General features: G+C 66.4%; 24 protein-coding genes, 1 tRNA gene and 1 rRNA gene. 4 read left to right on the top strand and 22 right to left on the bottom strand.

Annotation, left to right across the window (positions count from 1 at the left end):
* The first annotated feature begins 157 nt into the window (after positions 1-157).
* Positions 158-2,458 (top strand): isocitrate lyase ICL2, encoded by a 2,301-nt coding sequence (aceA, locus tag AC5Y4C_RS10590; RefSeq protein WP_499908635.1) that lies wholly within the window; start codon positions 158-160, stop codon positions 2,456-2,458.
* Positions 2,459-2,491: 33 nt separating this feature from the next.
* Here aceA and ripD read toward each other — a convergent pair whose 3' ends face one another.
* The gene (gene ripD, locus AC5Y4C_RS10585) at positions 2,492-2,983 is read right to left on the bottom strand and encodes an NlpC/P60 family peptidoglycan-binding protein RipD (protein WP_499908637.1); all 492 of its coding nucleotides are present in this window, start codon (positions 2,981-2,983) and stop codon (positions 2,492-2,494) included.
* Positions 2,984-3,217: 234 nt separating this feature from the next.
* Here ripD and AC5Y4C_RS10580 point away from each other — a divergent pair, with 234 nt between their 5' ends.
* Positions 3,218-3,640 carry a DUF5313 domain-containing protein gene (locus AC5Y4C_RS10580; RefSeq protein ID WP_499908639.1) on the top strand — a complete coding sequence of 141 codons (423 nt, stop codon included), beginning with the start codon at positions 3,218-3,220 and terminating at the stop codon, positions 3,638-3,640.
* A gap of 56 nt (positions 3,641-3,696) precedes the next feature.
* On the opposite strand, the gene AC5Y4C_RS10575 is transcribed toward AC5Y4C_RS10580, so the two are convergent.
* A complete protein-coding gene (locus AC5Y4C_RS10575; protein WP_499962965.1) occupies positions 3,697-5,673 on the bottom strand; it encodes a cadherin-like domain-containing protein in 1,977 nt (658 codons plus the stop codon).
* Positions 5,674-5,770: 97 nt separating this feature from the next.
* Between AC5Y4C_RS10575 and AC5Y4C_RS10570 the strand changes: the two genes are divergently transcribed.
* Positions 5,771-6,142, top strand: a complete 372-nt coding sequence (locus AC5Y4C_RS10570) for a hypothetical protein (protein WP_499962967.1) — start codon at positions 5,771-5,773, stop codon at positions 6,140-6,142.
* A 477-nt stretch (positions 6,143-6,619) separates the two neighbouring features.
* Here AC5Y4C_RS10570 and AC5Y4C_RS10565 read toward each other — a convergent pair.
* From AC5Y4C_RS10565 to AC5Y4C_RS10530, 8 genes are all read right to left on the bottom strand, one after another.
* A tRNA-Pro gene (locus tag AC5Y4C_RS10565) sits at positions 6,620-6,693 on the bottom strand.
* Between the two features lie 49 nt (positions 6,694-6,742).
* Positions 6,743-7,510, bottom strand: coding sequence for a sulfite exporter TauE/SafE family protein (locus AC5Y4C_RS10560; protein WP_499962969.1), 768 nt, complete (start codon positions 7,508-7,510; stop codon positions 6,743-6,745).
* An 18-nt stretch (positions 7,511-7,528) separates the two neighbouring features.
* The gene (gene der / locus AC5Y4C_RS10555; protein ID WP_499908647.1) at positions 7,529-8,929 is read right to left on the bottom strand and encodes a ribosome biogenesis GTPase Der; all 1,401 of its coding nucleotides are present in this window, start codon (positions 8,927-8,929) and stop codon (positions 7,529-7,531) included.
* Positions 8,926-9,612 (bottom strand): (d)CMP kinase, encoded by a 687-nt coding sequence (cmk, locus tag AC5Y4C_RS10550; protein ID WP_499962970.1) that lies wholly within the window; start codon positions 9,610-9,612, stop codon positions 8,926-8,928. The genes der and cmk overlap by 4 nt, the downstream gene beginning before the upstream one ends.
* Entirely contained in the window at positions 9,609-10,364 is a 756-nt protein-coding gene (locus tag AC5Y4C_RS10545) for a pseudouridine synthase (RefSeq protein ID WP_500008414.1), read from the bottom strand. Before AC5Y4C_RS10545 ends, cmk begins: the two co-directional genes overlap by 4 nt.
* Positions 10,354-11,040, bottom strand: a complete 687-nt coding sequence (gene scpB, locus AC5Y4C_RS10540; protein WP_499962974.1) for an SMC-Scp complex subunit ScpB — start codon at positions 11,038-11,040, stop codon at positions 10,354-10,356. The genes AC5Y4C_RS10545 and scpB overlap by 11 nt, the downstream gene beginning before the upstream one ends.
* The gene (locus tag AC5Y4C_RS10535; RefSeq protein WP_499908655.1) at positions 11,033-11,860 is read right to left on the bottom strand and encodes a segregation/condensation protein A; all 828 of its coding nucleotides are present in this window, start codon (positions 11,858-11,860) and stop codon (positions 11,033-11,035) included. The genes scpB and AC5Y4C_RS10535 overlap by 8 nt, the downstream gene beginning before the upstream one ends.
* A complete protein-coding gene (locus AC5Y4C_RS10530; RefSeq protein ID WP_499908657.1) occupies positions 11,857-12,720 on the bottom strand; it encodes a ParA family protein in 864 nt (287 codons plus the stop codon). The genes AC5Y4C_RS10535 and AC5Y4C_RS10530 overlap by 4 nt, the downstream gene beginning before the upstream one ends.
* Positions 12,721-12,847: 127 nt before the next feature.
* Here AC5Y4C_RS10530 and AC5Y4C_RS10525 point away from each other — a divergent pair, with 127 nt between their 5' ends.
* Complete coding sequence (locus AC5Y4C_RS10525; protein WP_499962976.1) at positions 12,848-13,597, top strand: O-methyltransferase; 750 nt, start codon at positions 12,848-12,850, stop codon at positions 13,595-13,597.
* 4 nt (positions 13,598-13,601) lie between these two features.
* Here AC5Y4C_RS10525 and xerD read toward each other — a convergent pair whose 3' ends face one another.
* From xerD to rrf, 12 genes are all read right to left on the bottom strand, one after another.
* Complete coding sequence (gene xerD / locus AC5Y4C_RS10520) at positions 13,602-14,549, bottom strand: site-specific tyrosine recombinase XerD (RefSeq protein WP_499962978.1); 948 nt, start codon at positions 14,547-14,549, stop codon at positions 13,602-13,604.
* Positions 14,546-15,169 carry an NUDIX domain-containing protein gene (locus AC5Y4C_RS10515; protein WP_499908663.1) on the bottom strand — a complete coding sequence of 208 codons (624 nt, stop codon included), beginning with the start codon at positions 15,167-15,169 and terminating at the stop codon, positions 14,546-14,548. Before AC5Y4C_RS10515 ends, xerD begins: the two co-directional genes overlap by 4 nt.
* A gap of 24 nt (positions 15,170-15,193) precedes the next feature.
* Positions 15,194-16,954, bottom strand: coding sequence for a CTP synthase (pyrG, locus tag AC5Y4C_RS10510; RefSeq protein WP_499908665.1), 1,761 nt, complete (start codon positions 16,952-16,954; stop codon positions 15,194-15,196).
* A gap of 140 nt (positions 16,955-17,094) precedes the next feature.
* Positions 17,095-18,033, bottom strand: a complete 939-nt coding sequence (locus AC5Y4C_RS10505) for a copper transporter (protein WP_499908667.1) — start codon at positions 18,031-18,033, stop codon at positions 17,095-17,097.
* A gap of 10 nt (positions 18,034-18,043) precedes the next feature.
* Positions 18,044-19,228 (bottom strand): putative cytokinetic ring protein SteA, encoded by a 1,185-nt coding sequence (steA, locus tag AC5Y4C_RS10500; protein WP_499962980.1) that lies wholly within the window; start codon positions 19,226-19,228, stop codon positions 18,044-18,046.
* Positions 19,229-19,383: 155 nt separating this feature from the next.
* Entirely contained in the window at positions 19,384-21,141 is a 1,758-nt protein-coding gene (gene recN / locus AC5Y4C_RS10495) for a DNA repair protein RecN (protein ID WP_499962982.1), read from the bottom strand.
* A gap of 64 nt (positions 21,142-21,205) precedes the next feature.
* Positions 21,206-22,144: an NAD kinase gene (locus AC5Y4C_RS10490; protein ID WP_499908673.1), complete on the bottom strand. Its 939-nt coding sequence runs from the start codon at positions 22,142-22,144 to the stop codon at positions 21,206-21,208.
* A complete protein-coding gene (locus tag AC5Y4C_RS10485) occupies positions 22,141-22,950 on the bottom strand; it encodes a TlyA family RNA methyltransferase (protein WP_499913915.1) in 810 nt (269 codons plus the stop codon). Before AC5Y4C_RS10485 ends, AC5Y4C_RS10490 begins: the two co-directional genes overlap by 4 nt.
* Positions 22,951-22,956: 6 nt before the next feature.
* On the bottom strand, positions 22,957-23,133 hold the full coding sequence (locus AC5Y4C_RS10480; protein ID WP_499908677.1) for a hypothetical protein: 177 nt from the start codon (positions 23,131-23,133) through the stop codon (positions 22,957-22,959).
* Positions 23,130-24,167, bottom strand: coding sequence for an HAD-IIA family hydrolase (locus AC5Y4C_RS10475; protein WP_499962984.1), 1,038 nt, complete (start codon positions 24,165-24,167; stop codon positions 23,130-23,132). Before AC5Y4C_RS10475 ends, AC5Y4C_RS10480 begins: the two co-directional genes overlap by 4 nt.
* Positions 24,168-24,170: 3 nt before the next feature.
* Positions 24,171-25,031: a tetratricopeptide repeat protein gene (locus AC5Y4C_RS10470; protein ID WP_499962986.1), complete on the bottom strand. Its 861-nt coding sequence runs from the start codon at positions 25,029-25,031 to the stop codon at positions 24,171-24,173.
* Between the two features lie 191 nt (positions 25,032-25,222).
* A 5S ribosomal RNA gene (gene rrf / locus AC5Y4C_RS10465) occupies positions 25,223-25,336 on the bottom strand.
* Positions 25,337-25,382: the final 46 nt, after the last annotated feature.

Below are 25,382 nucleotides of genomic sequence, written 5' to 3'. Positions count from 1 at the left end.
CCGTGGTCACACGGGCGTCCCGAGCGCGGCGTAGCGTTGGCGCCGAAAGGGTCCAAACCGGGGCCCAGCCGGCCGTTTGCTCGCGATAATCATGGGGCCGCCGCGCTGCATGGCGTCGTCGGGGGAAGTCCGGGCTCAACGAGGAGTGTGTAGAACTATGGCGATCATCGAGGCCGATCTGTCGGCCCCCACACCGTTCGAGCAGGACGTCGCCGCCACGCAGCGGTACTTCGAGAGCCCTCGCTTCGACGGCATCACCCGGCTTTACACCGCGCGCCAAGTGGTCGAGCAGCGGGGCACGATTCCCGTCGACTACACCGTGGCCCGCGAGGCGGCGGCTGCCTTCTATGACCGGCTCCGCGAACTGTTCGCCGAGCGCAAATGCATCACCACTTTCGGCCCCTACTCGCCGGGGCAGGCCGTGACCATGAAACGCATGGGCATCGAGGGCATTTACCTCGGCGGCTGGGCGACATCCGCCAAGGGTTCCACCACCGAAGATCCCGGACCAGACCTCGCGAGCTACCCGCTGAGTCAGGTGCCCGACGAGGCCGCGGGACTGGTGCGTGCGCTTCTGACCGCCGATCGCAACCAGGAGTACCTCAGGCTGCGCATGAGCGAGGAGCAACGTGCAGCGGCAACGACGTACGACTATCGCCCGTTCATCATCGCCGACGCTGACACCGGTCACGGCGGAGATCCCCACGTGCGCAACCTGATTCGCCGCTTCGTGGAAGCCGGGGTGCCCGGGTACCACATCGAAGACCAGCGTCCCGGCACGAAGAAGTGTGGCCATCAGGGCGGCAAGGTGCTGGTTCCCTCCGACGAGCAGATCAAGCGGCTCAACGCCGCCCGCTTCCAGCTTGACATCATGCGCGTGCCGGGCATCATCGTCGCGCGAACCGACGCCGAGGCGGCCAACCTGATCGACAGCCGCGCCGACGAGCGTGACCAGCCGTTCATTCTCGGGGCCACCAACCTCCGAATCCCTTCGTACAAGTCGTGTTTCCTCGCGATGATGCGGCATTTCTACGAGTTGGGAGTCAGGGAGCTCAACGGGCACCTGTTGTACTGGCTTCCCGAAGGCGAGTACGCCGCGGCGCAGGCTTGGCTTGACAGCCATGGCATCTCGGATGTCATCGCCGAGGCGGCCGCTGCGTGGCGGCATGACGGCGATCCCTCCAATGACGCGCTTTACGACAAGGTCGAGTCGGAGTTCGTCGCGACGTGGGAGGACGACGCGGGCCTGAAGACCTACAGCGAGGCGGTCGAAGACCTCATCGCATTCGGCGAGAACGACGGTGAACCGCTGAGCATGAGCGCTGCCGAGTGGCGGGAATTCGCCAAGCGGGCCTCGCTGTATACCGCGAGCCAGAAGGCAAAGGAACTGGGCATCAGCGTGGCCTGGGACTGCGAACTGGCCAAGACCCCGGAAGGTTATTACCAACTGCGGGGCGGCATTCCGTATGCGATTGCCAAGCAATTGGCAGCTGCTCCGTTCGCCGATCTGTTGTGGATGGAGACCAAGACCGCCGATCTGGCCGATGCGCGGCAGTTCGCCGAGGCGATTCACGAGCAGTATCCGGACAAGATGCTCGCTTACAACCTGTCGCCGTCGTTCAACTGGGACACCACGGGCATGACCGATGACGAGATGCGGGCGTTCCCTGAGGAACTCGGCAAGATGGGCTTCGTCTTCAACTTCATCACCTACGGCGGCCATCAGATCGACGGCGTGGCGGCTGAGGAATTCGCCACCGCCTTGCGCCAGGACGGCATGCTGGCGCTGGCCCGGGTGCAGCGGAAGCTGCGGTTGATCGAATCCCCGTATCGCACACCGCAAACGCTCGTCGGCGGCCCGCGCAGTGATGCGGCGCTGCTGGCGTCGTCGGGTCGCACCGCGACCACCAAAGCGATGGGTAAGGGCTCGACGCAGCACCAGCACCTGGTCCAGACGGAGGTGCCGAAGAAGCTGCTGGAGGAATGGCTCGCGATCTGGGGCGAGCATTATCAGCTCGGCGAGAAGTTCCGGGTGCAGCTGCGGCCTCTTCGTGCAGGCGGAGAACTGTTGGAATTGGGCATCTTTGGCGAGCGCGAGGGCGGCGAGGAAGAAAAGCTGGCCAACGTGATCGTCGACCCGATCAAGGACCGCTACGGCCGCAGCATCCTGACGGTGCGCGACCAGAACACGTTCGCGGAGAAGCTACGCCAGAAGCGGTTGATGACATTGGTTCACCTGTGGCTGGTGCACCGCTTCAAGGCTGAGGCGGTGTACTACGTGACGCCTACGGAGGACAACAAGTATCAGACGCAGAAGATGAAGTCGCACGGCATCTTCCGCGACGTCCATCAGGATGTGGGCGAGATCATCGTGGCCGAGGTGAACAAACCTCGCATTGAAGAACTGCTGGCTTCCGATCGGAAGGCGCTGCAGCGGTTGATCCGCAAGGAGGACTGAAGCGCTGTTGGCGGGGGTGACTCGCGCCTACAGTCACCACTCGATCACGCGGACGAGGTATGGCGTCATGCCTGCCGTACGTACCGGAGACACCGTGACGACGGGATCGGTGGCCTCGATCATCTGGCCGTTGCCGATGAACAGCGCCACACTCTGGGTGCCTTCCGGACCGTAGAAGAGGAGGTCGCCGGGCAGTGCCTGAGTGGGCAGGATCTTACGGCCGACCAGGTACTGCTGACCGGACGACCGCGGCATCTTCAGGCCCGCGCCGGCGAAGGCATACTGGATCAGGCCGGAGGCGTCGAATCCGACTGTCGGGACGGCCGGGTCGGTACCGCGGCTAGGACCGGAGACATTGCCGCCGCCGTAGACGAAGGGCACGCCGCGCTGTGAGAGGGCGCGCGCGATGACATTGTTGATCAGTTGTTGGTGAGTTACGGGTCCGGCCAACGTATCGGCGGTCGCGGTACCGGGCAGCGCCAGCAGCATGGCCAGGCTGGCCGCAACGGCCCAGATGCGCCTCATGGGAACTACACCCTTTCTGATCGAGCGCTGCATGCATTTGCGCAGCAGTCACTGCAGCCACTTCTTTAACGCAATAGTGCCAGCAGCCTTCTGGCCGAACGGCTTTCGGACGAAGATCGTCTCCGGACCGTGACCGAACGGTGACGTGTCGACGTCCCTCCCATTTCGGTGACAATGGGGTAGGCGGCCGCCGCGGCGGGTATTCGTCAAGAAACGACACATCAACGGAGCGCTATGGCAACCGCACGACCTAATGTTCTGCAGTACATCGCGTACTCGTATGGGCTGATGCGCTTGCCCGAGTCGATGCGGGAGTGGGTCGCGCGTGATCTCGCCGGCAAGGGAGCCGTGCGCCGGTTCATGATTCTGGCGGCGATACCGCCGTTCGTCGTTCTCGCGCCGTTCTGGTTGTTGCCTGCCTCGCTGTACGTGCACATCGAGATGACGCTGCCGATCTACATCTGGGCGCTTTTGATTTCACTTGCCCTGAACAAAGTGTGGAGACGGCACCGGCTGGCCCAGCACGGGTTGGATCCGAATTTGGTCGACGTGCTCAAGCGTGAACGGGAAGCACAAAAACACGAGGACTACATCCGGCGCTTTGGACCGCGCCCGGAAGACGCGAAGTGGCAGGCCAACAGCAATCCGTTCTTCTGACCGTCGAGCCGGATCGCACTGCTGACTTCTGCGCTTCCACGCTGCGCGCGGCGACCTCAGGGCTGAGGAAGGATGTCCACTTCCACCGATTGTGTTGTGGTGGCACCGTACTTGTCGGTGACCGTGATGTCGAAGGTGTCCGTCGTGGGTCCACCCGAGGCCGCGGCGCGGCGCGCGGCAGAAGTCGGGGTGTACGTGAACGTGCCCTTGCTCGACGACAAGGACACGGTGCCGGACGTCGGCTTCTTCGACACGGAGAATGAGTAAGGGTCCTGGTCCGGATCAGAGGCGGGCAACGAGCCCTTGATGGCCCCATTCGCCGCGGGGTCACCTTTGATGGCTGTCCCTGCGATCGGCGCCTGATCAGACGGTGCAATCGTGGCTGTCACGCTCACTGTCTTCACTCCGCCGTGCCCGTCGTCGACGGTGACGGTGAATTTGTCGGTGTCCGTGTTCCACGTGTCGCGGGCCTTTTGGCGCGCTTCGTCCGTCGGGGTGTAGGTGAATGTTCCGTCCGAATTCAGCGTCACCGACCCGGAGGCGGGATCTGTCTTGCTGTAAGTGACCCCGTCGTTGTCGGCGTCGGCGACCGCGACTGAGCCGGTGACCGTTCCGGCAACGGGGTCCGGCTTTTTCACCGCTGCCTTGGCCGAGGGCGCGGCGTTCTTCGGTACGACGTCGACGGTTGTCTCCCGCGTGTCTGTGCCCTCGAAGCCGTCGTCGACCGCGATCGTGAAGGTGTCTTTCCTCTCCGCCTCGGTCGCGGTGGTCGCGGCGGCGGCGTGGCGGGCGGCCGCGGTCGGCGTGTACGTGTACGAACCCGTCGGCGTCACCGTGACGGTGCCCTTGTCTGAGTACGTGGCGGAGTAGGTGAGCTTGTCGCCCTCGGCGTCGGACGCCGTCACCTTGCCCGTGACCTTGCCGGTCGTCGTGCTCGGCTTGCTCTGGCTGACGTTGGTGATTTTGGGCGCCGTGTCGGGCATCCCCGGTTTCAGCCGGAGGACGACGGCCTGACCGTTGTGATCGCCGGTGCCACCGTTGGCCAGATCAACGTCGTCGAGCCGCTCGGCGACGCGGTTCTCGACGAGCTGCTGTGCCAGGTCATTACGCGCCGTGTTGAAGGAGACGTATTGGTGCACGGATCCTTCGGTGCTGAACGCGCCGGTCCACACATAACCTTGGCCTTCCACGAACGCGGGCCCGAACATCCGGCCGTGATCGCTCCCGTCGGCGAAGGCCTGCAATAAGCCGGTGGGCTGTTGACTGTAGGTGCTGCCGTTGATTTCGGCCTGATAGCCGGTGCTGTGCAAGCCCTGAGCCGGGAAGCCGGCCACTTTCATGGCCCGGTTCAGTTTCGCGGCGGATTCCGCTTCGCTGGTCGACGTCGGGTCGACGATGACGACGTTGATCGGCTCTGCAGGGACCTGCCCGCCCCAATTCGACACCTGCCCATCGGATTTCAGCATCCATTTACCGAGGCTTCCGAATGGAGTTGAGGCCACATCGCCGGGTTGTGGGTTCGCCGTTTCCGCGGCGGCGGCGACAAGACTGCGCGGCGCCACGGTGCTCGGCGCCGCAGTCGAAGCTTGAGTGAGGGAGATCTGTTCGATCTCACGGCGAATCAGCTGCAGCGCGCCCAGAACAACGGGCGCAGGGGCGACCGGAACATCGCCGGTGCCCACGCCCGACGACGTGATGCCGACCGCGGCGAGCAGACTCGAGACCACCTTGGCGATCGGGTTCGCAGGCGGCACCGCGGTCACGGTCAGCGGCTTGCGCACCAGAGCTTCGCCGGGCTGGCGCAAGGCCGCGGCGGCGTCGTCAACCCAAGAGCGCATCGGCGACGTCGCTGCGAAGGTGATCTGGCGCTCCGCGGACGCAAGGGTGCCCGCGCTGGCGACTGCGTCATTTCGGGCGGCGATGCGGGCGGTATCGGCCGAGAGGGAGGTCGGCTTGTCGGTTCCCGCGGTCGCCAGCGTGCGGGCCGGACCCGTCGGCTCGAAGTTGTTGTTGCGGTGCGGTCGCGTCGTCACTGCCGGCTTCTGGTCCCAGCTGGCAGACGTACTGGAGTCAGCGGGCTCGGAGGCTCGGCCGGCCGATTCGTCGGGGGTTGGGGCACGAGGGCGGCCGATGGCAGACAGTCGGTCGGCGATGTCGCTGAGGCTCGGCACGCGGGCGGGAGCAGGGTTGCGCATTCCGCCGGGGCTGCGCACGACCACGGACGGGCCGGTGCTGTTGGAACCCGAGACGGAGTCCGAGGTCTTTGATTGTCCCGAGTCGCTGCCCGACACCGACGGGCCGCCGGTGGTGCCCGATGTCGACGGCGGTGTGGCTGTGCCGCGTTGGCTTGACGAGTCGGGTTGGCCATTGGACGAGGTCTTGTCGGAACCCGAGGTGGAAGAGTCGGTGTCGGTGGGCTTGGCCCAAGCGATGCCCGGTGGGCACGCGATGGCCGCGCCGATTCCCAGGGCAGCGGCCAGCAAGCCAATGCGGGCGATGTAGCGGGCGTATTGCAGCGGCGGACGGTGTGCCGACTCAGCGGGACGCGTTTGAGTGCGCGCGGTGGTCGAGACGCGAGCCGCCCCGCCGTCGTCGCGACGTTGCGGGTGCGCCGGAGCCCACAAGGTCAACGTGTACTCGAACCGCTCCGCCGGAGACTTCTGATACAGATTTGCTGTCGAGTCCATGACCGGCTCCTCCCCGATGACTGGTGTGATTGGCCGACATGGCTTCGCTCCACTCTGACATGCCACCTCGCCAGAGTGAAGGGACGAAATACTCCATTCATCGCCGGTCTTCGCGCGCCGACGCCGGCGTTGCTCAGTAGCGCAGGAAACGATCGATCGAGGGGGACTTCTGGCACTCGTATAAGCAATCAGTGGCGATCGTATTGCTATCGATGGTCGCGTTTGCCGCGCACGGATTCCATGGCTTAGGCCGGTGAGACGAAAACAGGTTCTTGACCTGCAAGAAAAAGAGTCGGGCTGACAGGATTTGAACCTGCGACCACTTGACCCCCAGTCAAGTGCGCTACCAAACTGCGCCACAGCCCGTCGCCGTCGAGCAACCCGACAGCCGGACGAAAGCCTACCAATCACCCCGTCACAGGGTCACCAGCCGGTACAGCCCGATCAGGCCCACGACCACGATCGCCGCACGCAGCGCATTCGGCGGCAGCCGGCGCCCGAAGTGCGCGCCGACGAAACCGCCCACCAGTGAGCCGACCGCGATCAGCGCTGCCGCCAGCCAGTTGATCCGGTCGAACGCGACCACCGTATAAGCAAGGGCGGCAACAACATTGACCACCAACGCCAGCAGGTTCTTGGCGGCATTCATCCGCTGCACGTCCTCGGGCAGGAGCGCGCCCATCACCCCCATCAGCAGGATCCCCTGCGCGGCGGTGAAGTAGCCGCCGTACACGCCGACGGCGAACGTGAGAGTCACCAACGCTGCAAGGCGTCCCGTCGGCAGTTGGTCCGGCGCCCGGCCCGCCTCCTCCGCTCGCCGGCGTGCCCAGGTTTGTATTCGCGGCCCCACCACAACGAGCACCAGTGCGGCCACCAACAGCACCGGCACCACCTGCTCGAACACCTTCGCAGGCAGATGCAGCAACAGCCACGACCCCAGTGCGGCCCCCGTCAGGGACGCGAGCAGCTGCCACCGGAGTCGCAGCCACTGACCATGCAGCTCGCGTCGGTAGCCCCAGGTCCCCGACACGCTGCCGGCGACCAATCCGACGGCGTTGGACATCGTCGACGTCACCGGCGGGATTCCGAGCGTGACGAGCGTGGGGAATGTGACCAACGTGCCCGACCCCACAATTGCGTTGATCGCGCCCGCCGCGACACCCGCGAGCGCGATCAGGCTCATGTGAAAAACGGACACCGCTTACCGCGACCGCGCCTTGCGTTTCTCGCGCACGCGCACGTTGATCCGGATCGGGCTGCCCTCGAAGCCGAACGTCTCACGCAACCGCCGCTCCAGGAAACGCCGGTATCCGGCTTCGAGGAAACCCGTGGTGAACAACACGAACGTCGGCGGCCGAGCCGTGGCCTGAGTAGCGAACAGAATTCTCGGCTGTTTACCGCCGCGCACCGGCGGCGGCGTCGCCGCCACCACCTCCTTGAGCCACGTGTTCAGCCGTCCGGTCGAAATGCGCGTATCCCAGGACGCCAGCGCGGTCTCCAGAGCGGGCACCAGCCTCTGCACCGCGCGGCCCGTCCTCGCCGAAATGTTCACCCGCGGAGCCCACTGCACCTGCACGAGTTCGCGGTCGATTTCGCGCTCCAACACCTCGCGGCGGTCTTCGTCCACCAGATCCCACTTGTTGAACGCCAGCACCAACGCACGCCCAGCCTCGATCACCATCGACAGCACACGTTGGTCTTGTTCGGTCAGCGGCTGTGACGCGTCGATGAGCACGATCACCACCTCTGCGGCGTCGATCGCGCCGTGGGTGCGTACCGACGCATAGAACTCGTGACCTCTGGCCTGGCCGACCTTGCGCCGCAAGCCCGCCGTGTCGACGAACCGCCACACCTTTCCGCCGAGCTCGATCAGCGAATCCACTGGGTCGACGGTGGTGCCGGCCACCTCATGCACCACCGAGCGCTGGTCCCCCGACAGCTTGTTCAGCAGCGAACTCTTTCCCACATTCGGCTTACCCACCAGCGCCACGCGGCGCGGACCTCCCACTGCCGCAACGGTTTCCGAGACTTCAGGCAGCGCGCCCACCACGTCGTCGAGCAGATCCGCCACGCCTCGCCCGTGCATCGCGCTGATTGGATACGGCCGGCCGAGCCCTAGTGACCACAGCTGGGCGGTGTCGGCCTCGCCGCGTTCGGTGTCGACTTTGTTGGCCGCCAGAAAGACTGGCTTCCCGGATCGTCGCAGCGTTTTGGCGGCTGCTTCGTCACCCGCGGTGGCGCCGACGACGGCGTCGACCACCAGAATGACGGCATCCGCGGTCCGCATGGCCACCGATGCCTGTTCGGCGACCAACTGCTGCAATCCTTTTGCGTCCGGCTCCCAGCCGCCAGTGTCTTGAACGACGAACCGGCGGCCGGTCCACAGCGCGTCATAGGACACCCGATCGCGGGTCACGCCCGGCACGTCCTGCACCACCGCCTCGCGACGACCCAGGATCCTGTTGACCAACGTCGACTTTCCGACATTCGGCCGGCCGACCACCGCCACGACCGGCGGCGAAACCGACTGCACCGAGGCCTCCTCGGCACCGGCTTCGCCTATGTTCCAGTCACTTTCGTCGACCCAGGTACCGTCGCTCATCGCCGCGCCCGCGCCCGTTGCTCGACGACGTCGACCAGATGCGCAACCACCTCGGCCTCGGTCATGTTGCTTGTGTCGACGACGATCGCGTCGTCGGCCGGCCGCAGCGGCGACACCGCCCGCGTCGAATCCAGATGATCGCGGCGGCGCACGTCCGCGAGGACGCTGTCATAGTCATCCCCCAGCCCGTTGGCGATGTTCTGATCGTTGCGCCGACGCGCCCGCGTCTCTGGCGATGCCGTCAGGAAGAACTTGACGTCGGCGTCGGGAAGCACCACTGTGCCGATGTCGCGGCCCTCCACCACCACGCTGCCCTCTCCAGTCGCAAGCTCGCGCTGTAGTCGCACCAACTGTTGCCGCACGGCGGGCACCGCCGAGACTGCCGACACCGCACGTGTCACCTCGTCCGTGCGGATCATCCGCGAGACATTCTCGCCCGCAAGAAAACACCGCTCCTCGTCTGGGTCATATCCCACCGACAGGGGCACGTCGGCCGCCGCTGCGCCGACGGCGTCGGGGTCAGTCACGTCGACGCCGGAGCGGAGCATGTGCAGTGTCATGATTCGGTACATAGCGCCCGTATCGAGATACCGAGCGCCGAGAGCACGGGCCAATCCCTTTGATACAGAGGACTTTCCGGTACCAGCGGGACCGTCGATCGCTATTGCGAGCGACCCGCTCACAACCCCACCGCCTTGTACAGTAGCCCGATCTCGTCCCGTCTGAGTGGTCGCAAACTCCCCGGCCGCTGATTGCCCAGCGACACCGCGCCGATGTCGGTGCGCACAAGTGACTGCACCGGATAGCCGACCGCCGCCAGCAACCGGCGGACAATCCGTTTGCGGCCCTCGTGCAGCGTCACCCGCACCATCGTCTTGCCCGGAACTGAATCCACCACAGCGAAGTCGTCGACAGCCACCGGACCGTCCTCCAGTTCCACACCGTCGCGCAGTGTCTTGCCGAGGCCGCGAGGCACCGTCCCGTTCACCGTGGCCACATAGGTTTTCGGCACTTCATACGACGGGTGCATCAGCCGGTGCGCCAATTCGCCGTCGTTGGTCAACAGGATCAGGCCTTCGGTGTCCGCGTCCAGGCGCCCGACGTGAAATAGCTTCTTGTTGCCCCGAACCCGGTGCTCGATCAAGTCGCCGATACACGGGCGCCCACGCTCGTCGGACATCGTCGAATGCACTCCGCGCGGCTTGTTCAAGGCCAGGTGCACCAATGTGTCGTCCAGCATCACCCGTGCACCGTCCACTCGAATCACCGACACACTCGGGTCCACCCTGGTGCCCAACTCGGTGACCACGTGTCCGTCGATCTCGACACGGCCGTCGAGGATCATCCGCTCCGCGACCCGCCTAGACGCAAAACCGGCCTGTGACAACACTTTTTGCAGCCGGACACCTTCAGAAGACGACACGTCAGTCCTGATCCACGTTGATCTCCGGCACCGGATCGTCAGCGGAAACGCGATTCAAACGGGCGAATCGCGGCTCGCTGTCGAGGGTTTCGGTGATGTCGTCGATGACGTCGATGTCCGGTAGCAGCGGTGCAATGTCGGGCAGGTCCGCCAGCGACGAAAGCCCGAGCCGCTCCAGGAACAATTCCGTGGTCGCGAATGTCACGGCGCCGGTGTCGGGATCTGTGCCGGCCTCAGTGATCAGCCCCCGGGCCAGTAGCGTTCGCATCACGGCGTCGACGTTCACGCCACGCACCGCGCTCACCCGCGCCCGGGTGACCGGCTGGCGGTATGCCACGACCGCGAGCGTCTCCAGCGCGGCGCGGGTCAGCTTCGAGCGGGCTCCGTCGAGCAGCAGCTTCTCCACATACGGCGCGAACCGCGCCCGCGTGTACATCCGCCACCCGCCGCCGGCTTCTCGCAGGTCGATCCCGCTGCCGCGGTCGGCCAGCTCGGCGGCCATCCGCTCCAACGCGCCCGCCACCCGATCGGTGGTCTGCTGCGTCACCGTCGCCAACGTCTCCACCGGCACGGGAGTGTCGACTACCAACAGCAGTGCCTCCAGCACGGCCGTCAGCTCGGCGTCGTCGAGCTCGCTTCGAGGCTGCAGCTCGACCCCCAGATCGAGGTCTGGGACCTGTTCACTCATCAGAGGCCGTTTCGCTCCTCGCGTCCGCAGTGGCTTTCACCAAGTCGTCGTCGGTCGGCCGGTCTCCGGTCCATGAAACCTGCAGCACACCAAGTGGTTCTGACTGGTCGAATGCTACCGCTCGCAGCCGGTACAGCTCGAGCAGCGCCAGGAACCGCCCCACGATCTCGATCGCTTCGCCGCAGTCCGCCACCAGCTCGGTGAACGTCGTCCACCGCCCCACCCCGCGACGCGCCAGCTCGTCGAGGACGCGGCCGGCCTGCTCGGGTATCGACACGATCGTCTGGTGCAGATGCTCGGTGGCCACCGTAGGCACCGGCCGCGGCGTCAACGCGGTCGCGGCGATTTGGGCGAACGCGGTTGCGTCGACGCCCAGCATCACTTCGGGCAGGAGGTCGGCGAAGCGATCCTCCAGCGATACCGATCGCGGGTAGCTGCGCAACGCTGCGGCCTCCAGCTCGGCGAACATCTCGGCGACGTGCTTGAACGCCCGATACTGCAGCAGCCGCGCGAACAGCAGGTCGCGCACTTCCAGCAGCGCGAGATCCTCCGCGTCTTCCACCTCGCCGGCCGGCAACAACCGAGCTGCCTTCAGGTCCAGCAGTGTCGCAGCCACCACCAGAAACGCCGTCGTCTCCTCCAATTCGAGTTGCGCGCCAATGGCTTTCGTGTAGGCGATGAATTCGTCGGTGACTTGGTGCAGCGCTACCTCGGTGACGTCGAGGCGATGCGCGAAGATCAGTTGCAGGAGAAGGTCGAACGGCCCCTCGAAATTGCTGAGCCGAACGTGAAAGGCCGGCGCGGACTCCGTCGACGTCACGCGCCGCCGAACCGGTCGATCACCTCTCGGGCCAGTGACCGATATGCTTCTGCGCCAGCAGATTTCGGTGCCCACGTGGTTATCGGCTCACCGGCCACGCTGGTCTCCGGGAATCGAACCGTGCGAGTGATCACGGTGTCGAACACCAGGTCGCCGAACCGCTCGACCACCCGCGCCATGACTTCGCGGGCGTTGATGGTGCGGGTGTCGAACCGTGTGATCAGAATTCCGGTGATGTGCAGCTTCGGATTCAACCGGTCGTGCACCTTGTCCACGGTGTCGGTCAACAACGCGAGCCCGCGCAGCGAGAAGTATTCGCATTCGGTGGGAATCACCACACCGTCGGCGCATGCCAGCGCATTCACTGTCAGCAGTCCCAGCGACGGCTGACAGTCGACGAGCACATAGTCGTAGCGGTCGAGCACCGGGTACAGGGCGCGGCCTAGCGTCTGCTCGCGGCCGACTTCGTTGACGAGCTGGATCTCGGCGGCCGACAGGTCGATGTTGCTGGGCACCAGATCCAGATGCTTGACCTTGGTGTGCACCATCACGTCGTCGATCGATACCCGCGACTCGATCAGCACGTTGTGAATCGTCGCGTCCAGCTCGTAGTGCGGCACGCCCAGTCCGGCGGATAACGCCCCCTGCGGGTCGAGGTCGACCAGCAGCACCCGCCGGCCGTACTCGGCCAGCGCTGCACCGAGGTTGATGGTCGACGTGGTCTTGCCGACGCCGCCCTTCTGGTTGCACATCGCGATGACCTTCGCCGGACCGTGAGCGGTCTTGGGCTGGGGCTCTGGGATGGCCCGCGGCGGACGGCCGGTGAGGCCGACGCCGGAGCCTTCCGGCTCGTCGGTCACGCCGGGCCGTTCACTGTAGGGGTGGCGGACATCCGGGCAAGTTTAGCGACGTGGCGACCCCGAAACGGGCAGACCCGCGGTCTGCGTAGGCCCCCGCTGCGGCAACACGCTCCATAGGCTGTGAAGCATGAGTGTGAAGCGACGGCTGGGAATGTTGCGGTGGTCGGTGATCCGCATGGGACTCGGTGCCCGCCATTTCTCGCGGACTGGGCAGTGGGGTGACGGACGTGAATCGGCCGTCGCCGACTACGTCGAAAGCCACGCCCGACGAGGCGACATCGACGACGTCCTGAACACCATCGACAGGTTCGCCTACGACCAGTCATTCCTCATCAACATCGGCGACGAGAAAGGACTGCTGCTCGACGCGGCTGTGACGCGGGCGCAGCCCCGTCTGTGCCTGGAGCTCGGCACCTACGTCGGATACGGCTCGTTGCGAATCGCCCGGGCGGCGCCGCAGGCGAAGGTCTATTCGGTCGAGGCATCGGCGGCAAACGCTGCGATCGCGCGGCGAGTCTGGGCGCATGCGGGCGTCGCCGACCGCATCACCTGCGTCGTCGGCATGATCGGTGACGGCGGCCGCACCCTCGATGCGCTTGCCGCCTACGGATTTGACGCCGGCAACCTGGATTTCCTGTTCATCGACCACGAAAAAAGCGTGTACCTCGACGACTTGCAGAGCATCCTGGCCCGCGGCTGGTTGCATCCCGGGTCGATCGTGGTGGCCGACAACGTGCTGGTCCCCGGTGCGCCCAAATACCGCAAGTACATGGCTGAGCAACAGGGCAAGCGGTTCGCCACGGTCGAGCACAAGACGCACGCTGAATACCAGAGCCTGGTCCCGGACCTCGTGCTGGAATCCGAATACGTCGGATAGCGGGCTAGTGCGCCCGCGGGTGTGCTCCTGCCCAGACCTCGCGCAGCGCGTTCATCGTCACCAGCGTGTAGATCTGCGTGGTGGTCACCGACGCGTGCCCCAGCAGCTCCTGCACGACACGCACGTCGGCGCCGCCGTCGAGCAAATGGGTGGCGAATGAGTGCCGCAGCGTGTGCGGCGACACCCCGGAACTGATCCCGGCGCGCTCGGCCGCGTCCTGCAGCACCTGCCATGCGCTCTGCCGCGAGAGCCGGCCGCCGCGCGCGTTGAGAAAGATCGCCGGGGTGCCGCGTCCGCGCCTTGCCAGATCCGGCCGGCCCCGCACGAAGTAGGTGTCGAGCGCTTCGATCGCCGGTCGGCCTACCGGCACGAGCCGATGCTTGCCGCCCTTGCCCCGCAGCAGCACCGAGCGGGCGTGGGTGTCGACGTCGTCGACGTCGAGCCCGACTGCCTCGGAAATCCGCGCGCCGGTCGAATACAGCAGTTCCAGCAGCGCTCGGTTGCGCAAGGCCAGCGGGCCATCGGACGGGCTGTCGCCCCCGGCGCCCGTGAGTAGCGCCAATACCTCGTCGACTGTAAGACTCTTCGGCAATCGCCGAGTCGGCGTCGGCGGCTTGACCGCCCTCGCGACGTCGATGTCGGTCAGCCCTTCCGCGGTGGCGAATCGGTGCCAACCGCGCACTGCGATCAACGCCCGCGCGGCCGATACGGCCGACAATGCGGGGACGCCGGTGTCCGGGTCACCTCGGCGCAACGCCACCAAGAATTCGCTGACGTCGTTCTCGGTGACGTCAGCGAGGTCGTGCACGCCGCGCAGCACCAAGTGGTCCAGGTAGCGGCGCAGGTCCCGCCGATAGGAGCTCAACGTGTTGGCCGCGACGCCGCGTTCGATGGTCAGGTGATCGAGGTAATCCTGCAGCTGGCCAGTGAGCGCGGGCGCGACCGCGGTCATTCGCGACCCAGCCGGCGGGCGAACGCGGTGGGCCGGTCGGGCCACGGGGCGTCGACCGGACGGCTCGGCTTACCGTCGACCACGACCGCGTAAGCGGCCAATACCCCCGCGGCCGCGGATGCGTTGACGATCTCGCCGGCGAGCACCATGTCGGCCGCGGTCTCCAGCGGAAACCAGTGCACGCTCAGGTCCGCCTCCTCGTCCTCTGCCTTCGGCCGCCCCACGTGGGAAAGACCAGTGGCCAGGTACGTGCGTACCGATTCGTCGGAGAACCCGGGCGAGGATGCGGTGTCCAGCAGCACCCGCCACTGGTCGGCGGCGAGCCCGGCTTCTTCCTGCAGTTCGCGTTTGGCGGTCGCGAGTGGTTCTTCATGGGCGGTGTCCAGTAGACCCGCGGGCAGTTCCCACAGCCGGCGCCCCAGCGGGTGCCGATACTGGTAGACCATTGCGATTTGTCGACGGTCGTCCACCGCGGCGATCGCCACCGCACCGTAGTGCTCGACCACCTCGCGCTTCGCGGTGCCACCGCCGGGCATGCTGACCTGATCGACGCGCAGCGCCACAATGCTGCCCTGGTAGACCGTTTCCGACGAGACGGTCTCGAAGACGTGCTCAGCCATGTCGGGTGCTCTTCGCGCAAGCCGTCATGGACGCGCCACTGGCTGGTGCAGCAGCCCCGTCACTCCTGTCGGGTGTTCGCTGCCGTTCGGCGGCGCTTCCGGGATCTCCACCGGAAGCCGTTCTGCCGCTTTGTATTCCAGTGCCGCGCCGACGAACGAGACGAACAGCGGGTGCGGTCGGGTGGGCCGGCTCTTCAACTCCGGATGCGCTTGGGTGCCGACGATGAACGGGTGCACGTCCCGCGGATACTCGACGAACTCGACCAGCCGGCCGTCGGGCGATGTCCCGGAGAACCGCAGACCGCTGGCCGCGATGCGATCGCGGTACTCGTTGTTCACCTCGTAGCGGTGCCGGTGCCGCTCCGACACCTCGGTGGCCTCATAAGCCTCTGCCACAATGGATCCCGGCTCCAGCACGGCGGGGTACGCGCCCAGCCGCATCGTGCCGCCCATGTCCGCTTGCCCGGCGACCACATGCTGTTGATCGGCCATCGTGGATATCACCGGGTCGGGGGTATCCGGATCGAACTCGGCCGAATTGGCTTGGGTCAGTCCGACGGAGCGCGCTGCCTCTATCACGATGCACTGCAACCCCAAGCACAACCCCAGCACCGGTAATCCATGGGTGCGCGCGTAACGTATCGCGCCGATCTTGCCCTCGATGCCGCGGATGCCGAAGCCACCCGGGATCAGCACCCCGTGCACGTCGCCAAGCGCAGCGGCCGCCCCGCTCGTCGTCTGACAGTCATCGGAAGCGACCCAACGCATTTCGACCCGGGCGCGATGCTTGAATCCCCCCGCCCGCAGTGCCTCGGCCACCGACAGATACGCGTCGGACAGGTCAACGTACTTGCCTACCAGCGCAATCCGCACGGTTTCGCGCGGTTCATGTACCCGCCGCAGCAAGTCGTCCCATTCGGTCCAGTCGACGTCGCGGAACGGCAGGTTCAGCCGGCGGACCACGAACGCGTCGAGTTCTTCGCGGTGCAGCACCTTGGGGATGTCGTAGATCGACGGCGCATCGGGTGTGGAGATCACGCCGTCGATGTCCACGTCGCACATCAGCGCGATTTTGTTCTTGAGCGGCTCGGGGACATCGCGGTCACAGCGCAGGATCAATGCGTCCGGCTGAATACCGATGCTGCGCAACGCGGCCACCGAATGCTGGGTGGGCTTGGTTTTCAGCTCGCCTGACGGCGCCAGGTATGGCACCAGCGACACGTGCAGGAAGAACACGTTTTCCCGCCCGACGTCGTGACGGACCTGCCGGGCCGCCTCGAGGAAGGGCTGCGATTCGATGTCGCCGACGGTACCGCCGATCTCTGTGATCACCACGTCTGGCCGGTTGCCGTCGGCATCCGGTTCGGCCATCGCGAGGATGCGGCTCTTGATCTCGTCGGTGATGTGCGGAATCACCTGCACGGTGTCACCCAGGTATTCGCCGCGGCGCTCTTTGGCGATGACCGACGAATACACTTGGCCGGTGGTCACATTCGCTTGCGCCGACAAGTTGCGGTCCAGGAACCGCTCGTAGTGGCCGACGTCGAGGTCGGTTTCGGCGCCGTCCTCGGTGACGAACACCTCCCCGTGCTGAAACGGGTTCATGGTGCCCGGATCCACGTTGAGATACGGGTCCAGCTTTTGCATGGTCACCTGCAACCCGCGCGCGGTGAGGAGCTGACCCAGGCTCGAAGCGGTCAAGCCCTTGCCGAGCGACGACGCCACCCCGCCGCTGACGAACAGATGCTTGGTAGCGGTTTGCGGGTGCTTGCGTAACGCTGGCAAGAGCGACTCCCGTGACGACGGCGCAGGGCTTTGTCTTTTCCAGGCAGTTTCACCTAGCTGGGGCCTGCCGACCCACGGAATTTCACCTTAACACCGCCGCCGACAACGCGGCGCTAACACGCCCGGCCCGCAGGAAGCGTCTACTGCGGCACGGTGAGTGCTTGGGCCCCTTCGCCGCTGCCGTATTGCGTGGCGCGGGCTCCGCTGAGCAGGTCATGCAAGGCCAAGATGGTCGTGATACGACCCGATTCCATGTCGACGTTGTCGACGGTGGTGACGGCACCCGCCATGCCCGAATCGGCCCGCACCACAGCCACCGCGGCCGTCCCCGACGCCGAACCGTCAGCTCCTGCCAGCACGGTCCCCGCGCCGTGCGGCGCCAGCGCCGCGGCAAACCGTGCAACGGTGGGGCCGCTGTTGCCGGCGTCCTCTTTGAGCGCGCCGCCGGTTACCACGATCGCGGTATTGGCCGCACCGACTTTGCCCTGATAGGTGATGAAGCCGGTCTGGCGCAAGGCCGCCAGGACGGTTTCGCGCTGGGTGTCGTCGACGGGCGGCGTGGCTGGGTTCTTGTTGAGTTGAAGCACAATGCCCAGCAGGTCTCCGGCTTGGGCACCCTGGTCCACCGATGCGGTGTTCAACTGTGACCCCGCCGGCAATATCGACGAGTTCACCACCGAGAGCAGTTTGTCCGCGGCGTTGCCGCCGACGAATTGTTGGGTGAGCGTGACGGTCCCGCTCAGCGTGCCGCCCGCATCCCCCACGAGTCTGGACAGCGAGGTGACGGTGTCGTCGGAGGCGTCCGGGGTGCGGAAGATGACCACCGACTTGCCGCCCAACGCACCGTTGACCATCCGCCCGGCCATCGCTGCATCGAATTCGCCTGCCGCATTCAGCTTTTCGTTGAGCGCATTGTTGTGTCGTTCGAGCTCGCTGATCTTGTCCTGCAGCTGCTTCTTGTCGTCACGCAATCCCGACACCAGCGTGTCCGACAACAGCCCGGAACCCAACACCACGCCGACAGCCAGTGCAAGGAACACGGCGGCAAGCGAAATCGCGTGCTGACGAAGCGAAATCACGGGCAGCGTCCTAGGCGACCAGTCCCTGGACCCACAACGAGAATCGGTTCCAGTACACGAGAACCCAATCCAGCACCGCATGCTCGCTGCGCGACACCCACAACGCCACAATGATCGCGATGAGCATCGCCAACACCAGCATGGCGATCGCGCCGCCGGAAATCCGGTTGCGGTACAGGGTGGCGACGGCCTTGGCGTCGACCAGCTTCTGCCCGACTTTCAGCCGCGTGAGGAACGTCGACGGATTGCTTTGAGCGCGACTGCGATCGAAGAACTCCTCGATGGTCGCGCTGTGGCCGGCGGTGACGATCAGCGCCGCGCCGTGGTGGTCGGTCAGCAGCAGCGCAAGGTCCATCGCCGAGCCGGCCGCCGGGAACGTCATGGCGCCCACGCCAAGATCCTGGATTCGGTCCAGGCCGGGCGCGTGGCCGTCGGCATCGGCCGGCAGGACCACCTGCGCACCGCAGCGCAACACGTCGGCGGTCATCTTCTCCGGGTCGCCGACGATCAGCTGCGGCCGATAACCGGCCTTGCGTAGCACATCCGCACCGGCTCCGACACCGACGAGCACCGGCTGGTACTCCTTGATGAACGGCTTGAGACTCTTCAGATCGTCTGCGGCAGAGTCTTCTTCGCCGACGACCACGACGTGGCGACGGTTGAGGTCCACGTCGATGTCCGGGATACCGATTCCGTCGATGAGCAACGGGCTTTCGCTGCGGATGAATTCAATCGTGTTGCCGGCGAACGCCTCCAGGTGTGCGACGAGCCCACTCTTGGCTTCGTGCATCAGGTCGGCGATTTCTTCGTCGCTGCGTTGCGATCCGACGACCAGTCGGCGGTCGCCGGAGTACACCGCGCCGTTGTGCACGCGCACCCGGGCGCCGTCTTTCACCTTCTTGAAGACGTCCGGGCCAGTGTCGTCGATCAGCGTCACGCCGTTGGCCACCAGCACCTCGGGGCCAAGATTGGGATAGCGGCCGGTGATCGACGGCGACGCGTTGATCACCGCTGCGACCCCGGAGTCCACCAGCGCGTCGGCGGTCACGCGGTCCAAGTCTCGGGCGTCGAGCACGACGATGTCTCCGGGCCCGACGCGCCGCAACAGCCGGTCGATGTCTTTGTCCACCACAGCGGTGCCGACGATTCCGGGGCGCGAGGACGTATTTCGGGACAGCAGCGAAGACATCTTCATGCGGCGATTCTGGCCACGGATGCCGCCGAGGCCCGGGAGGCGCGCCGTAACAACAGCCACACAAGTTAACTTTCGTCACACCCGGGTTGCCCCGCGAGCGAGCGTGTGTGTACACGACACGCCGCATGTTGGCGTACGGCAGCGCACGCTCACGGTTAGATGGACGCGCGCTCAGCGGCGGCCGTTTCCAGCAGCTCGCGGGCGTGCGCCCTGGCGGTATCGGACTCGCCCAGACCCGCCAGCATGCGGGCCAGCTCGGCGACGCGACCGTCGTCGTCGAGGCGACGTACCACGCTGGTGCCGTTGCGGCCCCCCGCGTCGACCACCAGATGCACATCCGCATACGCCGCGACCTGAGGCAGGTGCGTCACGACGATCACCTGATGAGTCCGCGCCAGCCGTGCCAGCCGTCGCCCGATCTGAACCGCGGCCCGCCCGCCGACGCCGGCGTCGACCTCGTCGAACACCATCGTCGTGCCCTCGGCCGATGCCGCAAGCACAACCTCGAGGGCGAGCATCAGCCGGGACAGCTCACCTCCCGACGCGCTCTTGTGGACCGGCAGCACTGCGCCGCCCTTGTGCGCGCTGAAGCCGAACTCGACGAGGTCGGTGCCCGACGATCCCGCGTGCACGGTGGTCCCCGGTGGCACGATCAGCGGCGCGGAGTCGTCGGGACGGGCCGGCAACGGCTGCACCTCGACCGTGAACTCCGCGGCGCCCATCGCAAGTCCCGACAACTCCGCGGTGACGGCCTTGGCCAGACCCTTCGCCGCCTTGGTCCGCGCCTTCGTCAGGTCGGCGGCCGCGGTGGCCACCTGGCCCGCGAGGTCCTCAACGGTACGGGACAGCGCCGTCAGCGCCTCCTCCGAAACGTCGATCTGAGCCAGCCGCTCTCGCGCCTGCCCCGCCCAGGCCAGCACGCCGTCGATGTCTGCCGCGTACTTTCTGGTCAACGTGCGAAGCTGGGCCTGGCGTGCCAGCTTGGTTTCCAAAGCGCTTGCGTCCGTTGGTAATTCGTCGAGATAAGCCGCCAATTCACTGGCCACGTCGGTGACCAGTGTCAGCGCCTCCCCTAGCTGAGTGGACAGTGCTGCCAACGCGCTGTCGCCGGTTTCCAACGCTGACATGGCTCGACCGATGAGGTCGGTCGCCGAACCGTCGTTATCACCGATTTCGTCGCGGGTGCCCGCCAACGCGGCGCGGGCGGTCTGCGCGGCTTCTCGCAGCGCATCGAGTTCGGACAGACGGCGGATGTCGGCGACAATCGACTCGTCTTCCCCGGGCAACGGGTCGATCGAGTTGATCTCGTCGATCGCGAACTTGAGCCGATCGGCCTCCTGCACCAATTCACGCGCATGCTCGGTCCGCTCGGCGAGATCGCGGCGCGCTTGCAGCCAGTCATTGCGCAGCTTGCGGTAGCGGTCGAGCTTCGGCCCCACTCCGGCGTACCGGTCGAGGGCGGCGCGTTGCTCGTCAGGCCGCATCAGCCGCAGTTGGTCGTTTTGGCCGTGCAACGTCAGCAATTCGGTGGTGAAGGCGCTCAGCGACTTCGCCGGCACGCTGCGACCGCCCAGATAGGCGCGGGACCGGCCGTCGCTGGTGACCGACCGACTGGCGATGACGCTGCCGTCGTCGTCACGCTCGGCGCCGCAGGAGTCGAGTATCCCGACGATGTCAGTCGCCGCGGTTTCGTCGAGATCGCTTGTGATGAAACGGCCTTCGACCACAGCGCGTTCGGCTCCGGAGCGGACGCGGGTAGCGTCGGCGCGGGCGCCACCGAGCAAATGCAGGCCGGTCACCACCATCGTCTTGCCGGCGCCGGTCTCGCCGGTGAGCACCGTGAACCCGCGGTCGAACTCGGCCACCGCCGAGCCGATCGCGCCCAGCGATTCGATCCGGATTTCGCAGAGCACTCAGTTCCTTCTGTTCTTCGCGCAAGCGCTCATCAGTTCATTCTCTTCTTCGCGCAAGCGCTCATCAGTGCCCCGCCGTCGTCGGGCCGCGCCACCCGGTGACCGGCAACCGGAACTTGCGCACCAGCCGGTCGGTGAACGGCGCGCTGTCGAGGCGCACCCAGCGCACGGGCGTGGCGCACCTGGTCACTTCCAGTCGTGCGCCGGCGGGCACCAGCATTTGACGGCGGCCGTCGCACACCACGACGGCGTCATTGCCGTCGTTCTCCACTTCGATCGCGATGCACGCCGCCGGGCTGGTGACCATGGGACGCGCGAACAACGCATGGGCGTTGTTGGGCACCACGAGAATGGCCTCGAGGTCCGGCCACAAGATCGGGCCGCCGGCCGAAAACGCGTACGCCGTGGAGCCGGTCGGCGTGGAGACCAGCACGCCGTCGCAGCCGAACGACGACACCGGCCGTCCGTCGACTTCCAGCACCACGCCCAGCACGCCCAGGTGCGTGCCTTTCTCCAGGCTGGCCTCGTTGATCGCCCAACCCTGGCCGACGACTTCGCCGTCGGCACGCACCGAAACATCGAGCGTCATGCGATCCTCGACGCGGTAGTCCCGGTCGATGATGTGGTGCAGCACGCGGTCGATCGCCTCTGCCTCGGCTTCGGCCAGGAACCCGATGCGGCCGAGGTTCACGCCGAGCACCGGTACGGCCGCGTTTCGGGCCAGCTCAGCGGCACGCAGGAAGGTGCCGTCGCCGCCCAGCACGAGGACGAGCTCGCAGCCGACGGCCGCGTCGTGCGTCGGCTCGACGACCTCGATGTCGACGCCCAGCGCACGTATGTCGTCCGGTGACAGGTGCAGCCTGCCGCGGTCGACGGCCTCGGCGGACAAGACGCGCAGACTGATTCCGTTGTCGCCCAACACTTTATGGACACGGCGGGCGGTGTCGGTGGCTTCGTCACGGCCGGTGTGAACCACCAGAAGTACCGCGCGTTCGCTGGTCACTGCGGACCCTCCGCGACCGCGCGCGCCACCGCTTGCGCCAACTCGTCACCTGTAAGGCCATGGTCGGTGCGGGACCGCAGATGCAAGAAGTACTCGACGTTGCCCGACGGTCCCGGCAGCGGGCTTGCGACGACGTCGACGGGCTTCCAGCCGAGTTCCGCTGCGCGGCGCGCGACGGCCAGCACGGCGCGGCTGCGCAGAGCCGGGTCGCTGACCACGCCGCCCCGGCTTACATGGTCCTTCCCCACCTCGAACTGAGGCTTCACCATCGGAACGATATCCGCCTCCGCGGTCGCACATGACGTCAGCGATGCGAGCACCGTGGTCAGCGAAATGAACGACAGATCGGCGACCACCAGATCCGCTGGGCCGCCGATGTCTTGCACGGAAAGCTCGCGCACATTCGTGCGGTCCAGCACCCGCACTCGAGGATCCGACCGCAGCGACCAGGCCAACTGCCCATACCCCACGTCGACGGCAATCACCTCGCGTGCCCTGCGGTCGAGCAACACTTCGGTGAACCCACCTGTGGAGGCGCCGGCATCGAGGCAGCGCCGATCCGTTACCGATATCGAGAACGCATCGAGGGCGCCGATCAGCTTGTGCGCACCGCGTGACACCCAACTTCGGGCGCCGTCGTCTGCGACAGCCAGGCGAGCAGTGGTGGCGACGGCGGTAGCCGGCTTGGCGGCCGGCATTCCGTCGATGGTGACTCGGCCGGCGCCGATGAGTTCGGCCGCCTGCTGCCGCGAGCGCGCCAGCCCGCGCCTCACCAGTTCGACGTCAACGCGTGCACGCCGGGCCACCGGTGGTCAACCCTTTTCCACCGATTCCAAGGCGCGGACCAGCACGTCGTGCGCCTGTTCGAGCCGTGCCGCGATGCCCTCGATATCCAAAGCACTCAGGTCGGCGCTTTCGGCCGCAACGTCGGGCAGGTCGGCCAGTAGCGCAGCGATGTCCGCGCGGATTCGGTCTGGGTCTGCAGTCATGACGCCTTCACGCTATCCGATGCCAGGACCCCGGCGGCGACGGCGCGGCGCAGCGCCTGATGCGCTCGTTGGTCCCCGGCGACGATCGGCCGCGCGCGGGGGTAGTCGGCTTCCCGCCACACCGCATCGGCGACCGCACGAATGACCGAGAGTCCGTCGTCGTCGGCCGGGTCGTCCCGGGCGGTGACCGTGATGTTGTCAGGACCGCTTTCGACGTGCCACGCCGGTTGGGTGACGACGCGAAGCCGCTCGGCTGAATCCGTCAGTCCGCGAAGATCGTTGGCGATGTACGTCGGGCGCTCATGCTCCGCGGCAAACACTGCCTGCTCGGCCGTGCTCACCCCTGTGAGCACCATCATGCTGGGTAACTGGGCTGCGTTGGCGCCTGCGATGTCGGTGTCCAGCCTGTCGCCGACCACGAGGGGACTACGAAAACTACCGCGGCTCAAGGCATCTCGGAACAGGGTCGGCTGGGGTTTGCCCGCAACTCTGGGCTCCTGCTCGGTGGCAGCGCGAAGTGCGGCGACCATTGCGCCGTTGCCGGGCAGCAGTCCGCGTTCAGTCGGAAGCGTGAGATCGACGTTCGCCGCGAGCCATAGTGCGCCACCGCGGATCGCCAGCGCCGCTTCGGCGAGGTTGGGCCAGCAGGTGTGCGGCGAGTGTCCCTGCACAACCGCGACCGGTGCGTCGGCCCACTGCCGGACCGGCCGCAGACCGACCGCAGCGACCTCTGCGGCGAGCGCCTCGGTGCCGACGATCAGCACCGCCGCGTCGGCCGCCAGTTCTGCGGCGAGCAGTCGCGCGGCTGTCTGAGCGCTGGTGACGACGTCGTCGGGTTTTGCGGTGAACCCGATGTCGCGGAGATGGTCGGCGACTTCGGCCGCTGACCGCGAAGCGTTGTTCGTGACGAACAAGACCCGCGCATCGACGGCTGCGAGAGTTGCGACGGCGCCGACGGTGGGTGACGCTCCCCGAAACAGAGTGCCGTCGAGGTCGAGAAGCAGGCAATCATGTTGCCGCGCAGGGGATGTCATGTATCAGGCCAGCTCCGCAACGCGATCCTCGGCGTCGGTGACACCGTCGACGTCGGCGGCCGCCGCATGCAGAAACCACTGCAATGCCTCTTCCCCGCGGCCGAGTGCGAGGAGCGTGTCCGCGTAGGCGTAGCAGAGTCGGGCGGCGGTCTGCCCCTGGCGGGCCGGGTCGATCGGCGGTGACGACAGCGTGGCCAGCGCCTGCTCGAGTTGACCCAGATCAGCGCGGGCGCCGGCGGCGACGATCCGCATCTCGTCGGCGTCGTCACCGGTGAGTTGGGCAGCCTCCGGGCTGCGGGCCAGCTCGATCGCGCGCTCGGGACGGCCGACACCGCGCTCGCAGTCGGCGATCAACGGCAGCAGCGTCGACTTGCTGCCAAGGCGTCGGGCCGCACGCAGTTCCGCGAGCGCCTGAGCCCAGTCACCGCAGCGGTAGGCCGCGAGACCGACCGCTTCGCGGACCGCAGCGATCCGTCCCGAACGCGCCCGGGCGGCGCGGGCGTGGGCCAGCGCCGCTTCGGGATCGTCGTCGAGAAGCTGCCCCGCGGCGACGAGGTGCTTGGCCACCATGTCCGCGTTGACGCGGTCCAAAGTGGTTAATTCGCGCCGGATTTCGGGCGACAGCTGCCTGGCGTCGACGTCGGCGGGCAGTGGTGGTGCCGCCGACCGCGCGTCCTGAGGGCTGCCGGCGTCGTCCGGTTGCGGCTGCGCCCGGCGGGCTCGATTCGGCCCCGAGCGCATCGGCGGTTGCGAACGCTTGTCCCGCCGCTGCGTGCTCCGCGGACCGCCTCCGCCGGTGCCGTTGACGTCGGGACCGTTGCCGGGGATGTGACGACGTTCGCCGCCTGCTCTGTTGTCGACCACTGAAACCTTTCGCAGTAACCCGTGTCAGGATACGGTCCGGCGCGAGCAGTGACGGGAGTACGTTACAGCCACTCAACCGGGTGGGCGTTTTTGCACAACGGCAGTGCCAATGAGCCTATTAATAGTTGGAATGAAACGGTTCGGATAGAGAAATGCCCCCCGAATGTATCGGGGGGCATTTCTTAATGGGTGTTCGGCGGTGTCCTACTTTTCCACCCGGGGTGGGTAGTATCATCGGCGCTGGCAGGCTTAGCTTCCGGGTTCGGGATGGGTCCGGGCGTTTCCCTGCCGCTGTGGCCGCCGTAACTTTATTGGGTTGTGTTTTGGTGGTGGGGTGTTCCACGGCCTTTG

The sequence above is a fragment of the Mycobacterium sp. NGS35 genome, assembly GCF_059812855.1.
Note: the sequence above shows the minus strand (reverse complement) of the source record. Positions and strands in the feature narration are given on the sequence as shown.